The sequence below is a fragment of the Bacillus sp. Bwzl_19 genome (genome assembly GCF_054900515.1).
Genome location: NZ_CM142729.1, coordinates 2,687,216 through 2,703,056, shown reverse-complemented (window position 1 = coordinate 2,703,056; position 15,841 = coordinate 2,687,216). Strand labels below are relative to the sequence as shown.

The window sequence follows — 15,841 nt, the reverse complement described above, 5'->3', positions numbered from 1 at the left end:
GCAATGAGGCTTTTTTTCTGAAAAAAATGCTTCTTCATCCCGCTCCTTCATATGCTGTAATGAAAGGAGTGGCGGTATGAAAACGGATTGGTGGAAAACGGCGGCCGTCTATCAAATTTATCCCCGAAGCTTTATGGATTCGAACGGAGACGGAATCGGCGACATTAACGGGATCAGAGCAAAGCTTCATTACATAAAAGAGCTGGGGGCGGATGTGATCTGGCTTTGTCCCGTTTTTGACTCGCCGGGCGCGGACAATGGCTACGATATTCGGCATTATAAACAAATTGCCGGCGAATTCGGGACGATGAAGGATTTTGACCGGCTCCTCGCGGATATTCATGCGCTCGGCATGAAGCTGATTATAGACCTCGTCGTCAACCATACAAGTGATGAGCATCCTTGGTTTATCGAATCCCGCTCAGCGAAGGATTCCGAAAAACGGGACTGGTACATCTGGAGAGACGGAAAAAACGGCAAAGAGCCGAACAATTGGGAAAGTATTTTCGGCGGATCGGCATGGGAATATGATCAAGGGACAAATCAGTATTACCTTCACCTGTTTGACAAAAAACAGCCCGATTTAAATTGGGAAAACGAATCGATGAGGCAGTCTGTTTATGAAATGATCCGCTGGTGGCTTGATAAAGGCATAGACGGCTTCCGGGTGGATGCCATTTCTCATATTAAGAAAAAAGAAGGTCTCCCTGATATGCCGAATCCGGACGGTCTCCCGTATGTCCCGTCCTTCCCGTATCATATGAATGGGGAAGGCATCATGGATCTCCTGAAAGAGCTGAAGCGGGAAACATTTTCACGCTATCCGATCATGACGGTCGGCGAGGCGAACGGAGTGACGGCTGCGGAGGCGGCTGATTGGGCCGGTGAAGAAAACGGCGTCTTTCATATGATTTTTCAATTTGAACACCTCGGTCTCTGGGATACGGATGAGAATCAAAGTATCTGTATTCCGGCGCTTAAGCGCGTCTTGTCCGGCTGGCAGAACAGTCTGGAAGGTAAGGGCTGGAATGCGTTATTTATGGAGAATCACGACCAGCCCCGTTCCGTTTCGGTATGGGGTGACGAACGGCTTTTGAAAGAAAGCGCCAAGGCACTCGCGGCGATGTATATGCTGATGAAAGGCACGCCGTTTATTTACCAGGGGCAGGAACTCGGCATGACCAATGTTTCGTTCCCATCCATTGAAGATTACGACGACGTCGCAAGCAAACAGCTGTATGAAAAAGAGACGTCCCGCGGTGTTCCGCATGAAAAAGTGATGAAAATCATCTGGAAAAAGGGCCGGGATAATTCACGGACACCGATGCAATGGAGCGGCGCGGCGAACGGCGGGTTTTCTGATGCTTCCCCGTGGCTCGGGGTGAACCCGAATCACACATGGCTGAACGCTGCATCGCAAATGCAGGATGAAACATCCGTATACCATTTCTACAAACGGCTGATCGCCCTCAGAAAAAAACATGACGTATTGATCAGCGGAACATATGAATTGCTGCTTCCGGAGGACCGGCAGATTTATGCCTATGTAAGAAAAGACGGAACGGAAACCGCCCTGATCATCACCAATCTGTCCAAAACCCCCGCCTTATACAGGCATCCCGGTTATCCGCTTGATTCCGATTCGCTCGTGCTCGCAAACATGGAAACAACAGCGCATCGGCATGTGACATCTGTTCTATTAAAGCCTTATGAAGCCCGCGTATATGTATGGTGAAAAACTTCAGTTCCGAGACTGAAGTTTTTTGTGATCTGCGTTTATCATCGCGATCCGACAGGAAAAGACAAATACAGAAACGAATATGGGAAAGGAAGAGAAAAAAAGGAAGGGGCATTCATATGCTGAAAAAATTGCAGATTCAAACAAACAGACGGGATGAAATGATCGACATCACGCATGAAGCCGAAGTATTTCTCCGCGAAACAGGCGTAAAAAGCGGCTTGGCGCTAATATACTGTCCCCATACCACAGCCGGCATTACCATAAATGAAAATGCCGATCCGGATGTGAAAAGGGATATGCTCAGAAGGTTTGATGAAGTGTATCCGTGGGAGCATGAACTGGACCGGCATATGGAGGGAAATACGGCGGCGCATATGAAAGCGAGTACAACGGGCGCCTCCCAGCATGTCATCATTGAAGACGGGCGCCTGATTCTCGGAACGTGGCAGGGCATTTATTTTTGCGAATTTGACGGTCCGAGAAACAGAACATGTTATATCAAAATACAGGCTGAAACGGGGGAAATCACAATGAGTGAGTGGATGGACGCATTATCATTGACAAAGCCCGTCATCCAGGCGCCGATGGCCGGAGGGCTTGTCACACCGCGCCTGGCATCAGCGGTATCAAATGAAGGGGCGCTCGGAAGTCTCGCTTCAGGATACGTCAGTCCGCAGGCGCTTGAAAAACAGCTTATCGAGATGAAAGACCTGACGAACCGCTCCTTTCAAGTGAATCTTTTCGTCCCGGAAGAAAGGCAGATGCCTGAGGAGGAACTGGTTGAAAAATGGAAAGCGCGCATCCCGAGGGCAAATGACGCCAAGCCGTTCTCCGATTTGAAAGAAGAATGGAATGATTTTGAGGAAAAAGCGGAGCTTCTGATCCGTTACGGGGTCAAAGCGTGCTCATTCACCTTCGGCCTGCCGCCGGAAAAAACGGCAGAAAAGCTGAAGAAAAGCGGCTGTTTCCTTTTCGGCACCGCGACAACGCCGGAGGAAGCGAAGGCCTTTGAAGAGCGGGGAATGGACGCCGTTATCCTTCAAGGAATAGAAGCCGGCGGGCATCGCGGATCGTTTCTGCCGGTTAAAGGAGAACCGGCTCTCGGCCTTATGGCACTGATTCCGCAGGCTAAAGACGCGCTGAAAATCCCGGTCATTGCGGCTGGAGGCATTTTTGACCGCCGCGGGGTGCAGGCAGCCCGATGTTTGGGTGCGGACGGTGTTCAAGTGGGCACACCGTTTCTCCTTTGTGAAGAAAGCAGCGCCTCGCCGGCATATCAAAAAGCCATTGCCGAATCAAAAGGAGCCGACACGCGGCTGACCACATTGTTTTCGGGAAAACAGGCGCGGGGAATCGTGAATCAGTTCATGAAAACATATGAAGCTGATGAGGGGAAAACGCTGCCCTATCCGCTGCATAATACGCTGACAAAGCCGATGCGAGGGCATGCGGCTCAATCAGGAGACGCGGAGCATATGTCTTTATGGGCAGGCCAGTCCGCCGCAAAACTTGAAGGGCCGACAGACGTGAAAACCGTTTTGGACGCTTTGTGCTGATCATAATTACGATGCTGTGAGGTGATGGATGATGAAGATTCTTCAAATGTCCTATAAAAAAAGAGGGAATATTGAGTTTGTCTTTGAAGATTTTCCGCATTCCAAAGTCACCATGGCGCCGATTAAAGGGTATTACTTTGTCCGGACCATTAAATGGAGCAGACGGGACAGAGCCGTCACCCGCCATGACTTAGAGAAGTTTGAATGGGCGGCAAACCAAGCGCTCGGCACGACCGCTTTTTACCGAAAAAGAAAAGCATTTCACATCCCATCGTCACCATGACAGACGATGGGATTGTTTTAATGCATGATCTGATAAAGCGCGGGCGCATCAAGCCTTGTCGCCTGAGAAAGCAGATAAGCTGACTGCACGGCATTTTTTCTTCTTAAAGAATTCAATCTCTGGATGATTTGTTCAGCGGTCAGAATCCCGAGACCGTGGGCAAAATATTGATCATTCCCCATCACAATGACATTTTCTCCCCGCCACTGGGCCTTTGCGGGATTAAACTCAGGGTTTTTAAAATATAAACAATCTCCCCGTAAAAAGTGTCTGCCGGTTTCCGTGTAGATCGGCAGGTGCTCATAGTGCCAGTCATACAAAGTAATATCCCGGAAACGGCGGTCAAACCGTTCTTCACCGATCGTCTTTAAGACGGCCAGATAATAAATCACAACAATAGCGGTAGCGCATTCAAATGCATAAAACGCCCCGTTTTCAATAATATCCCGTATCGCTTTGGAAGCGGGGATTCTGTACTTCAGCTCCAGAGCTCCTTCCGGCGTCACTCTCCAATAAGCCGTATTTCCGTATGTTTTGGCGAAAGTTGCAAATTTTGCGCCTGATCCGTGCAGTTCTCTTGCAGCCTCCACGATATGGCGCCGCAGCCGTGCTTCAAACATCAGTTCAGTAATTGACCCGTAATCGAATTGTACGGGAGAATTGATCAGTTCATTTAAATACGGAACAAGGCTTTCTTCCGTCTGCCAGTTCGCGATGTCCTGGGGCCGAAGCACTTGGCCGGATATGATAATCATCTGCACGCCCCCTCTCTTTTTTTATAAGATATGCAGGAGGCTTGGGCAATGAAAATCAAGTCATAAAAAAGGGGGAAATGTTAACAAAATGTGAAGGAGGAGCCGATATATAAGGTATCACATATGAGGGAGCAAGCTTAATATGAAAAAATTCATCAATTGGTGTACAAAGGCATCGATTTCACGGAAATTAATCATTTCATTTATCGTGATCTTAATCATACCGATTCTCGTGTTGGAATTCAGTTCATACCATACGGCGAGCAATTCGCTGGATGATCAGATTTCAGGCAACGCGAAAAATAACATCGACTCTTTTAACTCGACCATTACAAATGATATCGGCGCAAAAGCAAAGGCGATTGAATTTTTCAGTGAAACCTTAAAAGGTTCATCATTCTCTAAAAAAAATAAAACCGAACTTGAAGAAAAGTTCGGGCAATACACGTCTATTCATAAGGACGCAGCTCGTATTTACGGAGGAACGGAAGACGGCAGCTACGTACAGGCGCCGAAGGAAAATGTTCCGGCCGATTACGATCCGAGAACACGCGCATGGTATAAAGACGCTGTGAAGGCTGGCGGCACGCTCGTTGTCACTGATCCTTACATCGCTGCAAACGACGGCAGCATGGTTGTCACCGTAGCAAAGCAGATGCAGGACGGAACGGACGTAGTGGCCATGGATATTACGATTGACCAGCTGCTGAAGCAAATGCAGGAAATCAAAATCGGGAAAAAAGGCTTCGTGTTTATAACATCTAAAAACAAGACTTACGTTGCGCATAAAGACCATAAACCGGGTGATAAAGTATCAACCCCGTGGCTGAATGAGGTATACAGCAAAGACAGCGGCATTATTTCATACAAGCTTGATAATCAAGATAAAAAAATGGCGTTTACGACAAATAAACTAACCGGATGGAAAATAGAGGGGAGTATGGAACTCACCGAAATTAAAGACGCCTCAAAACCGGTGCTGACGATGGGAATGATCGTGCTTGCAGCATCCATTATCATCGGGGGAATTTTAATTCTGCTGATTGTCAGATCCATTACATCACCGCTGAAACGGCTTGTCCGCTCGTCTAAACAAATCAGCGGCGGAGACCTGACCGAAACCATTGAAATCCGCTCGAAAGATGAATTGGGCGAACTCGGTGCAAGTTTTAATGAAATGGGAGAATCTCTGCGCGGACTTATAAGCGCGATCCAAAACTCTGTCGACAACGTTGCCGCTTCATCGGAAGAGCTGACCGCTTCAGCTTCGCAGACAAGCAAAGCGACGGAGCACATTACTATGGCAATTGAGCAGTTTTCAAACGGAAATGAAGAACAAAGCGAAAAAGTAGAATCAAGTTCAGCCAAGCTGAATCATATAAATGAAGGGCTCGCAGCCGTTTCCCGCACATCATCATCCATTACGGAAGCATCTAAACAATCGAAAGAAGCTGCCGGCACCGGGGAAGAATATGTGCAGCAAACCGTCGGGCAGATGAATCTCATCAATCAATCCGTTCAGCAGGCGGAAGCTGTTGTGAAAGGGCTTGAAGCCAAATCAAAAGACATCACTCATATACTAAGAGTCATTAACGGCATTGCCGATCAGACAAACCTGCTTGCATTAAATGCAGCCATTGAAGCGGCAAGAGCCGGTGAATACGGACGAGGCTTCTCAGTGGTCGCGGAAGAAGTGCGTAAGCTGGCCGTCCAATCTGCAGGTTCTGCCAAAGAGATAGAAAAACTCATTCAGGAAATTACAGCTGAGATTAATACATCGCTTCACATGTTTACATCCGTTAATGAAGAAGTTCAATCAGGACTTGCCGTGACGGACCGCACGAAAGAAAGCTTCCAGAATATCTTCGGCATGACAAACGACATCGCCGAGAAGCTTCAATCAATGAACGGCACGGTTGAACAGCTGTCAGACAGCTCTCAGCACGTCTCAGCCGCAGTGACCGATATTGCGGACGTATCAAGAGAAAGCGCGGCAAGTATTCAGGATATTGCCGCATCCGCAGAAGAACAGCTTGCATCTATGGAAGAAATCAGCACATCCGCCGATACGTTGGCGCAAATGGCCGAAGAACTGCGGGAATTAACGAAACAATTTAAAATCAACTAGTACAAAAGGACGCTTTCCGGATGGAAGGCGTCTTTTTTTATGGAGGCAGGCAGAGAATTAAATAAAAAGACTCACCTTAAAAGAGAGTATATAGAACTATTTTTCATTTATGACTAAATTTTCAATGTAATAAAAAGGGAGTCCGCCGATATAAACAGTAAATAATTGAAAGAGGTTTACAAAATTGAGAAAAACAGCAAAAAACATCGCAAAAAAATCAATAGCCAGAAAACTCATCTTGTCATTTTTACTGATCTTACTCATTCCGGTAGCAGTATTGGCTGCCAGTGCCTACCGTTCGGCGGCTTCATCCGTTGAAAATCAAATGATGGAAAGCGCTGAGGGGAATGTGCAAATCTTAAACAATATGATTGATGACCGGATCGGAACGTTTACAAAAAGCTCAGCATATTTCAGCGAATGGGCGACAAGCGCAAAATTTAAAGAAAAAAACCAAACGGAAATGAAAGAAAGATTCAAGCAGTTTATTGAAAGCAATGATAAAGCGGCAGCCATATTTTCAAGCAGCAAGGAAGGCGCGTTTACACGTTATCCGCATGCCGATATGCCGGCCGATTTCAATCCGCTTGAAAGAAGCTGGTATCAAGAAGCCATGGAGAATAAAGGCCAGACCATCATCACGGACCCTTATCAGTCCATCTCAAACAAAAAGATGGTCGTCACCATGGCCCGTGCCGCGCAAGACGGATCAGGCGTCGTCGCCATTGATATTAAAATCGACGATCTCATCACGATGACAAAAGAAGTCAATATCGGAAAAGAAGGATACGCCTTTATCCTCAGCAAAAATAAAAAAGCTGTTGCCTACAGTAATGAAAAAGCCGGCGCGGCGGTATCGGGAAAATGGGTTGATACATTATACAGCGGGGAAAAAGGCGATTTTGAATATACGCTGAACGGAAAAGCGAAAAAAATGGCTTACGTCACCAATAAAGCGACAGGCTGGAAGATCAGCGGAACCATGTCCGTTGATGAAATTAAGGATGCGGCCAGACCTGTTTTGACCATAGCCGTCATCATATTGGCGATAGCGGTTGCCGCAGGAATGATTTTCATTTATTTTGTCATCCGCTCTATTACAAAACCGCTGAAACGCCTCGTAGCTTCAGCGGAAAGAATCAGCAGCGGAGATCTGACGGAAACCATTGATGTCAGTTCCAAAGATGAGCTTGGTGTGCTCAGTAAAAGTTTTAATCATATGACAGATTCACTCCGGTCCCTTATTCAGGGAATTCAGGACTCTGTTGAACATGTCGCTTCTTCCTCAGAAGAGCTGACGGCTTCGGCTGAGCAGACGAGCAAAGCGACGGAACATATCACCCTTGCGATTGAACAGTTTTCTAATGGAACGGAAGACCAAAGTGACAGCATTGATAAAGCGACATCCCAAGTGAATGACATGAAAGACGGACTCAGCGATCTGGCGGAAGCAGCAGCCGTTGTGACGGAAACTTCAATTGAATCGGCGGAGATATCAGTCGCCGGAGAGCGGCTTGTCAAGAAAACAGCCGGGCAGATGGGCACCATTGATCACTCCGTCAGTAAAGCGGAACAAGTCGTAAAAGGGCTTGAGCTCAAGTCGCAAGACATCACCAGCATTTTGCGCGTCATTAATGGCATTGCCGATCAAACGAATCTTCTCGCCTTAAATGCGGCCATAGAAGCGGCAAGAGCGGGAGAATACGGACACGGTTTCTCAGTCGTCGCAGAGGAAGTGAGAAAGCTTGCCGTCCAATCAGCCGATTCAGCGAAAGAAATCGAATCCTTAATCCATGAAATTGTTAAAGAAATTCATACATCGCTCGGAATGCTGGAATCCGTCAATCACGAGGTGAAAAGCGGCCTGCAGCTAACGGACGAAACGGAAAAAAGCTTCCGGGACATCTCCGCCAAAACCAATCAGATTGCCGGTGAACTGCAAAATATGAATGCAACTGTGGAACAGCTTTCTGCCGGGTCTCAGGAAGTCTCAAACGCTTCAGAGGATATCGCGGCCGTCTCCAGACAAAGCGCGGCAAGCATACAGGACATTGCGGCTTCAGCTGAAGAGCAGCTTGCGTCTATGGAGGAGATCAGTTCATCCGCCGTCACGCTCGAAAAAATGGCTGAAGAATTGCGCGGGCTGACAAAACGTTTTAAGATAAACTCTTAATTAAGTCTAAAAGACTACTTTTAGATAGGTAAAAAGTATGCTTCGTTATATTTCTTCTTTTAGGATATGTATATTTACCTATAATTGCCGATATGAAGGGTAAACATGCAAGAGGAGATATAGCAGATGAAAAAAAATTGTGCAAATTATCAAGCAGAGATCGCTTACAAGAAAACTGCTCATTTCTTTTTTAGCCATTCTTATTCTTCCTATTTCAACGCTGGCTTTTATCGCTTATCAATCGGCGGTAAGCACGCTTGACAGGCAGATGATGGGAAGCGCATTAGATAATGTGCAGCAGATTAATGATATGATCAATACAAGCATCAGCCAGAAGGAAGACGGCGCGGCATATTTCAGCGATTGGCTCACCAAGGATCGGTACAAGCCGAAAAACCAATCGCAAATTACGGATAAATTCAGTGAGTATATAAAAATCAATAAAGACGTGGAATCCATCTATACGAGTGACACGGAAGGCCATTTCACCCGGTATCCCGACCTGCAGATGCCTAAAGGATATAATCCGATTGAAAGAGATTGGTATAAAAAAGCCGTGGAAAACAAAGGGAAAGTTGTTGTAACAGATCCTTACCGCACGGCTTCCACCAATACGATGGTCGTGACGATCGTGCAGCAGACGAAAGACGGCTCGGGAGTCATCGCCATCAATATGAAAATCGAAGAGCTTCTGAAAACGACAAAAAAAGTGAACATCGGAAAATCAGGCTATGCTTTTATCCTGACGAAAGACAAAAAAGTGGTCGCCCACCCGAACCGCACATCAGGAACAGTATTAAACGGGGATTGGGCTGAACAGCTGTACAGCAGTAAAAAAGGTGATTTTCAATACACCTACGACGGTCAGGAAAAGAAAATGGCTTATGATACGAACGGGCTGACAGGCTGGAAAATCAGCGGAACGATGTATCTGGACGAAATTCATGAAGCGGCGCTGCCGATCCTTCATCTGTCCCTGCTCGTTCTCGTATTAGCGATTGTCATCGGAACCATCGTCATGGTGCTGATTATCCGTTCCATCACAAAACCGCTCAAACAGCTTGTAACATCGTCGAAACAGATCAGTGAAGGGGATTTAACTGAAACGATCGAGATTCAATCAAAGGACGAATTAGGCGAGCTTGGAAAAAGTTTCAACAATATGGCCGCCTCGCTCAGGTCTCTGATCCATACCATTCAGGATTCCGTGAATAACGTCGCGTCTTCATCAGAGGAGCTGACGGCTTCAGCAGAGCAGACTAGCAAGGCAACCGAACATATCACACTGGCAATCGAACAATTTTCTAACGGAAATGAAAGCCAAAGTGAAAAAATTGAAAGCGCGGCGGAACATATTTATCAAATGAACAGCGGGCTTAAAGATATGGCGAAAGCATCTGCCGTCATTACCGAATCCTCCGTCACATCAGCGGAAGTCGCCAATTCAGGCGGGAAGCTCGTCCACCAGACGGTCGGCCAAATGAACGTCATTGACCGGTCAGTGAAAGAAGCTGAACAAGTAGTGCGCGGCCTTGAAACAAAATCAAAAGACATTACAAACATTCTCCGTGTCATTAACGGAATTGCTGATCAGACAAACCTTCTTGCGCTGAACGCGGCAATTGAAGCGGCCCGTGCGGGAGAATACGGCCGAGGCTTCTCAGTCGTAGCCGAAGAGGTCAGAAAACTTGCGGTGCAGTCTGCAGATTCAGCGAAAGAAATCGAAAGCTTGATTGTAGAGATCGTTAATGAAATCAATACATCTCTCGGCATGTTCCAATCCGTCAACAAAGAGGTGGAGAGCGGACTTGATATTACGAATCAGACCGAAACGAGCTTCAAACGGATTTCTGAAATGACGAACCAGATCGCCGGAGAAATTCAAAACATGAACGCGACGGTAGAACAGCTGACAGCCGGATCGCAGCAGATTTCAGGAGCCTCCGAGCAAATCGCGTCCATCGCAAAAGAAAGCTCCGCCAGCATTCAGGATATCGCCGCATCGGCCGAAGAACAGCTGGCTTCAATGGAAGAAATCAGTTCGTCTTCGGAAACGTTATCCCAAATGGCGGAAGAATTACGTGATATGACGAAACAATTTAAAATAGAATAATAGTAGAAAGACACCCAAATGTGCTGTTTGGGTGTTTTTTTTAGTTTTTTTAATAAATCTTTTGTCCTAGCTGACGATAATAGATTTAGCTTTCAAAGAAGGAGACTGAAAAAAATGAAACAACTGATACATTGGATCAAACAGCCATCCATCAGCAAGCCGCTTATCGCGGCATTTTTAGCCGTATTGGTGCTTCCGGTCGGCATACTCGCCTACTTCAGCTACCAAACGGCGGGGAGTTCATTAGAAAGCGAACTGACCCACAGCGCTCAAGGAAATGTCAACGAACTCAACAGCGTGCTTGAAAACATGCTCGACGGCAAGCTGAAAGCAATTGACTATTACAGTGAATCAATCACAAAGGAAAAAATGAAAACGAAAAATAAATCCGAACTGCTTGAAAACATGAAGCAGTATGTCACCGTAAATGACGATGTTGCATCAGTGTATGCCGCGTCTCGCGACAAAGCGTTCGTGAAATATCCGTCCGTTGACATGCCGTCCGATTACAATCCGCTCACACGAGAATGGTATACAAAAGCGGTTGAAAAAAACGGACAGCCGGTATTTACCGAGCCCTATAAAGACGCTTCAACCGGACAAACGGTCGTTACGATTGCTCAGCAGACAAAAGACGGATCAGGCGTAGTGGCGCTTGATATAAATCTGGGAGACCTGCTGAACGCTTCCGAACGCGTCCAGATCGGTCATAAAGGATTTGCTTTTATTACAACGGGAGATAAAAAATACATCGCCCATCCGACTATAAAAGCGGGAACAGAAGGCTCAGGGGAGTGGACAAAAGAAGTATTTTCAAAAACAAGCGGAACGTTTGAATACATCTTTGAAGGACAGCAAAAGAAAATGGCCTTCACGACAAACAAACTGACGGGCTGGAAAATCGCCGGCACATTTTTTGTCAGTGAGATACATGATGCAGCCCTGCCTGTTATGAGAATGGCGCTGATCATTCTTGCGGTGTCTCTTATCGTCGGCGGGATTTTAATCTTTTTTATCATTCGCGCGATTTCAAAACCGCTCAAAAAACTTGTCTCGACATCAGCTAAAATCAGTGACGGCGATTTAACGGAAGTCATTAACATCAGTTCGAAAAATGAATTCGGACAGCTCAGCCAAAACTTCAATGAGATGTCAGCATCACTCCGGTCTGTCATCGGTGTCATCCAATCATCCGTCGAACATGTCGCTTCTTCATCCGAAGAGCTGACGGCATCTGCCGGACAGACAAGCAAGGCGACAGAGCATATCACACTGGCGATTGAACAATTCTCAAACGGAAACGAATCACAAAGCGAAAAATTGGAAGAAAGTGCAGACCATCTTTCCCAAATGAATGCAGGCATTGCCGAGACGGCGAATGTATCGGCGGAAATCACTGAATCCGCCATCCAAACCTCTGATACGGCCGGAAGCGGAGAAGAATTAGTAGCGAAAACGGTCGGCCAGATGAAAACAATTGATCGTTCCGTACAGCAGGCGGAAGCAGTCGTAAAAGGGCTGGAAACAAAATCGCACGACATTAAGAGCATTTTGAACGTCATTAACGGCATTGCCGATCAGACAAACCTGCTTGCCTTAAACGCGGCCATCGAAGCGGCCAGAGCCGGCGAATACGGCCGGGGCTTCTCCGTCGTTGCGGAAGAAGTGAGAAAGCTTGCCGTGCAATCAGCCGACTCCGCCAAGGAAATCGAAACGCTGATTCAGGAAATCGTCAAAGAAATCGCCACATCGCTTTCTGTATTCCAAGCGGTGAATCAAGATGTGAAGGAAGGACTCGATATTACGGATCAAACGGCCGAAAGCTTCAAAAAAATCTCGGAAATGACGACTCAGATTTCAGGCGCTTTGCAGCACATGAACGGAACGCTTGAGCAGCTCGCGGCCGGGTCACAAAACGTGACAAACGCGGTTGAGGATATTACCGCAGTCGCCAAAGAAGGATCTGCCGGCATTCAAGACATCGCCGCGTCAGCCGAAGAGCAGCTTGCCTCCATGGAAGAAATCAGTTCATCAGCCGAAACACTTGCCCATATGGCGGAAGAATTGCAGCAGGTTACGCGGAAATTTACGATTCAGTCTGAAGACGAAGAGCAGCTGTAACGAGCTGTTTCTTTTCCTTCGCTGAAAAAAGCGATACACTTACATAAAAGAAGGGAGTGGCAGTGATGAGATTAGAAGGCAAGAAAGTCATAGCGCTTGTCAGTGACGACTTTGAAGACTTAGAGCTTTGGTACCCGGTCTACCGGCTGCGGGAGGAGGGCGCGATCGTTCATTTAATAGGAGAAGAAGCCGGCCGTTCATACAAAGGAAAATACGGCGTGCCCGCGACAGCGGATTACGATTTTAAGAGCCTGATTATCCAGGAGTATGATGCTGTGCTCGTGCCTGGCGGCTGGGCTCCTGACAAACTGAGAAGATATCCGGAAGTTTTGGACATCATCCGTACGATGAATGAGCAGAAAAAGCCGATCGGCCAGATCTGCCACGCGGGCTGGGTGCTCATATCGGCCGGAATTCTCGCAGGGAAAAAAGTAACGAGTACGCCCGGCATCAAAGATGACATGACAAACGCGGGGGCACAGTGGCTGGATGAAGCTGTCGTAACTGACGGCCACATTGTATCAAGCCGCCGTCCGCCTGACCTTCCGCATTATGCAAAAGCGTTCGCTGATCTCTTAGCATCCAAATAAAAAACCTCCGCCCGAAGCCGGGCGGAGGTTTTTAGTTTTGATCGGCAGGGAAGACAATTCCGATTTGTTTTCTTGCTTCTTCCATAATGCTTGCCGTAATGAAAGAACGCTCAAAGGTATTTTCGGAAGACTCCTGCTGTCCGTTTCGAAGAAGATTGATGAATTCTGCCGTTTCGTAATACATCGGCGGTTTCGAATCAGGGACGGAAATGTCCTCCGTGCGTCCGTCACGATAGCGGATTTCCGCCCGTTCCGGCCCGTGAATGCTGTCCAGTACGATTGTGCCGTCTTCACCCTGTATTTCCGCCGGGGCAAACGAATTTGAGATTTTTGAATGCATCAGCACCGCTTCAAATCCGTCATATGACAGAATAACCGTGCCTTCGCCGTCAACGCCGGATGATAATTTGTGACCGGTCGCAATGACGTCTTTCGGTTTGCCGAACAGGACGACGGCCGGATAAATACAGTACACGCCGATGTCCATTAACGATCCGTTCGATAGTTCAGGTTTAAACGCGTTAAGCACCGTTCCGTTTTTATATGCATCATATCGTGATGAATATTGGCAGTAGCTTGCCGTGAATCTTCTGATGGGCCCGATTTTATGTAAGTGGTTTTGAAGCATGCTGAAGTTCGGCAGGAACGTCGTTTTCATGGCTTCCATCAAAAGAACGCCGTTCGCTTTAGCTGCGTGAATCATGTCTTCCGTTTCCCTTGCGTTAGACGCAAACGGTTTTTCGCACAGCACATGCTTGCCGTGTTCCATAAAAAGGATCGCCTGTTCTTTATGAAATGCATTCGGGCTGGCGAGATACACCGCGTCATAAGCTTCGCTTTCTGCCATTTCTTTTAGGCTGGTGAAATAATGAGCAGCGCCGTGTTTGCCGGCAAACTCCGCCGCACGTTCCTCAGTTCTGGAATAAACCGCCGTTAATTGAAAATCATCAATAGCAGAAGCCGCCTCCAGAAATCGTTCTGTAATCCAATTCGTTCCGACTGTTGCAAATCGAATCATTGCTATCGCTCCTTCTATGTATTGGCTTACATTATAGCTGTTTTTCACAGAAACATAAATGAAAAAAGACTGCCCGGCAAAGATATAGGAAAAATTCCCATAGAGGCCGGTTATTATTTTTCATTACAGGAACGATAGTGTACAATTTAGGTAAAATACATATGATGGAGGAACAATAGTGGAAACATTGCAAACATGGGGCGGCAGATTTAAACAGTTTTTCTTGGACAATAAATTTGTCTTGTTTTTGCTTGTATTGCTGCTCATCGGTCTCAATATCCTTGTCTTTACGAAGACATCATTTATTTTCACACCCATTATCGTCCTGCTCAAAACAATTGCGCTCCCCGTCATTTTGACAGGAATTGTTTATTATCTGCTCAATCCGATCGTAGATATATTGGAAAAATTAAGAGTGAAAAGAGTGTATTCCATCCTGCTCCTTTACCTCATTATAATAGGTCTGATTTCGATTACGATCGTTTCAATTATTCCGTTTTTAAAGGAACAGATTATGAGCCTGATCGACAACCTGCCGAAATATGTGGATATTGTTGAAGATCAGACGAAAAGCCTGATCGGAAGCGATTTTGTAAATCAGGCGCAAAAGACGATGAATATCAACATTTCCGATCTTGCAAATAAAGTATCGGCGCAGGCGGCGACAATTGCAAACAGCACATTTACCGGGGTCGGGAATTTTATCGGCGCGCTGACGGAAGTGATCATTTCAATTGTGACTGTTCCGTTTATTCTGTTCTATTTGCTGAAAGACGGCAAAAAACTGCCGTTTTATATATTAAAGTTTGTGCCTACCCGTCTGAAAGAACAAACGTATACGATGCTGAGCGAAATGAACCACAGATTAAGCTCTTATATCAGAGGGCAGATCATCGTCAGCTTCTGCATCGGATTTTTATTATTTATCGGCTATCTGATTATCGGACTTGATTATGCATCCCTGCTTGCGGTCATTGCCGCTTGTACGAGCGTTGTTCCGTATTTAGGGCCGACCATTGCCATCACGCCGGCGATTATTATCGCTTTGGTCACGTCGCCCCTTATGCTGCTGAAGCTTGCGATTGTCTGGACCGTTGTCCAGCTCGTGGAAGGAAAATTAATCTCTCCGCAGATCATGGGGAAAAATCTTCACATTCACCCGATTACCATCATCTTTGTTCTTTTAACCGCCGGAAAGCTGTTCGGGGTTGTCGGCATTATTTTAGCCATCCCGGGGTATGCGGTCATCAAAGTGGTCACAACCCATCTGTTTGATTGGTTCAAAATGCGCTCGCATTTATATGAAGAAGAAAAAAATGATGCTGTATCGAAGTCATAAAATCGGAACGGACATGATATTTAT

The 15,841-nt window shown here is 46.6% G+C and carries 11 protein-coding genes and 1 pseudogene; 10 read left to right on the top strand and 2 right to left on the bottom strand.

The window, feature by feature from the left end:
- Window positions 1-76 precede the first annotated feature (76 nt).
- The 4 genes and pseudogenes from ACW5MY_RS14360 (at window position 77) to ACW5MY_RS14345 (ending at window position 3,580) form a co-directional block, all read left to right on the top strand.
- Complete coding sequence (locus ACW5MY_RS14360) at window positions 77-1,735, top strand: glycoside hydrolase family 13 protein (RefSeq protein ID WP_013353354.1); 1,659 nt, start codon at window positions 77-79, stop codon at window positions 1,733-1,735.
- A gap of 122 nt (window positions 1,736-1,857) precedes the next feature.
- A pseudogene (locus ACW5MY_RS14355) lies at window positions 1,858-2,247 on the top strand (secondary thiamine-phosphate synthase enzyme YjbQ); the annotation flags it as partial.
- A 24-nt stretch (window positions 2,248-2,271) separates the two neighbouring features.
- Entirely contained in the window at window positions 2,272-3,297 is a 1,026-nt protein-coding gene (locus ACW5MY_RS14350) for an NAD(P)H-dependent flavin oxidoreductase (RefSeq protein ID WP_038463280.1), read from the top strand.
- 31 nt (window positions 3,298-3,328) lie between these two features.
- Window positions 3,329-3,580, top strand: coding sequence for a hypothetical protein (locus tag ACW5MY_RS14345; protein WP_013353352.1), 252 nt, complete (start codon window positions 3,329-3,331; stop codon window positions 3,578-3,580).
- Window positions 3,581-3,597: 17 nt separating this feature from the next.
- Here the strand turns inward: ACW5MY_RS14345 and ACW5MY_RS14340 are convergent, their stop codons facing one another.
- On the bottom strand, window positions 3,598-4,335 hold the full coding sequence (locus tag ACW5MY_RS14340; protein WP_013353351.1) for a protein-glutamine gamma-glutamyltransferase: 738 nt from the start codon (window positions 4,333-4,335) through the stop codon (window positions 3,598-3,600).
- A gap of 142 nt (window positions 4,336-4,477) precedes the next feature.
- Here ACW5MY_RS14340 and tlpB (ACW5MY_RS14335) point away from each other — a divergent pair, with 142 nt between their 5' ends.
- The 5 genes from tlpB (ACW5MY_RS14335) to ACW5MY_RS14315 all read left to right on the top strand — a co-directional run bounded on the left by tlpB (ACW5MY_RS14335) (window position 4,478) and on the right by ACW5MY_RS14315 (window position 13,460).
- Window positions 4,478-6,463: a methyl-accepting chemotaxis protein TlpB gene (gene tlpB / locus ACW5MY_RS14335; RefSeq protein WP_289393854.1), complete on the top strand. Its 1,986-nt coding sequence runs from the start codon at window positions 4,478-4,480 to the stop codon at window positions 6,461-6,463.
- Between the two features lie 184 nt (window positions 6,464-6,647).
- Window positions 6,648-8,636 carry a methyl-accepting chemotaxis protein TlpB gene (gene tlpB / locus ACW5MY_RS14330; protein WP_013353349.1) on the top strand — a complete coding sequence of 663 codons (1,989 nt, stop codon included), beginning with the start codon at window positions 6,648-6,650 and terminating at the stop codon, window positions 8,634-8,636.
- Between the two features lie 139 nt (window positions 8,637-8,775).
- Window positions 8,776-10,749, top strand: a complete 1,974-nt coding sequence (gene tlpB, locus ACW5MY_RS14325; protein WP_013353348.1) for a methyl-accepting chemotaxis protein TlpB — start codon at window positions 8,776-8,778, stop codon at window positions 10,747-10,749.
- Between the two features lie 18 nt (window positions 10,750-10,767).
- Window positions 10,768-12,870: a methyl-accepting chemotaxis protein TlpB gene (gene tlpB / locus ACW5MY_RS14320; protein ID WP_462061621.1), complete on the top strand. Its 2,103-nt coding sequence runs from the start codon at window positions 10,768-10,770 to the stop codon at window positions 12,868-12,870.
- 65 nt (window positions 12,871-12,935) lie between these two features.
- Entirely contained in the window at window positions 12,936-13,460 is a 525-nt protein-coding gene (locus tag ACW5MY_RS14315; protein ID WP_013353346.1) for a type 1 glutamine amidotransferase domain-containing protein, read from the top strand.
- 31 nt (window positions 13,461-13,491) lie between these two features.
- Here ACW5MY_RS14315 and ACW5MY_RS14310 read toward each other — a convergent pair whose 3' ends face one another.
- Entirely contained in the window at window positions 13,492-14,478 is a 987-nt protein-coding gene (locus tag ACW5MY_RS14310; RefSeq protein ID WP_013353345.1) for a Gfo/Idh/MocA family protein, read from the bottom strand.
- A 178-nt stretch (window positions 14,479-14,656) separates the two neighbouring features.
- Between ACW5MY_RS14310 and ACW5MY_RS14305 the strand changes: the two genes are divergently transcribed.
- Window positions 14,657-15,817: an AI-2E family transporter gene (locus ACW5MY_RS14305; protein ID WP_013353344.1), complete on the top strand. Its 1,161-nt coding sequence runs from the start codon at window positions 14,657-14,659 to the stop codon at window positions 15,815-15,817.
- Window positions 15,818-15,841 lie beyond the last annotated feature (24 nt).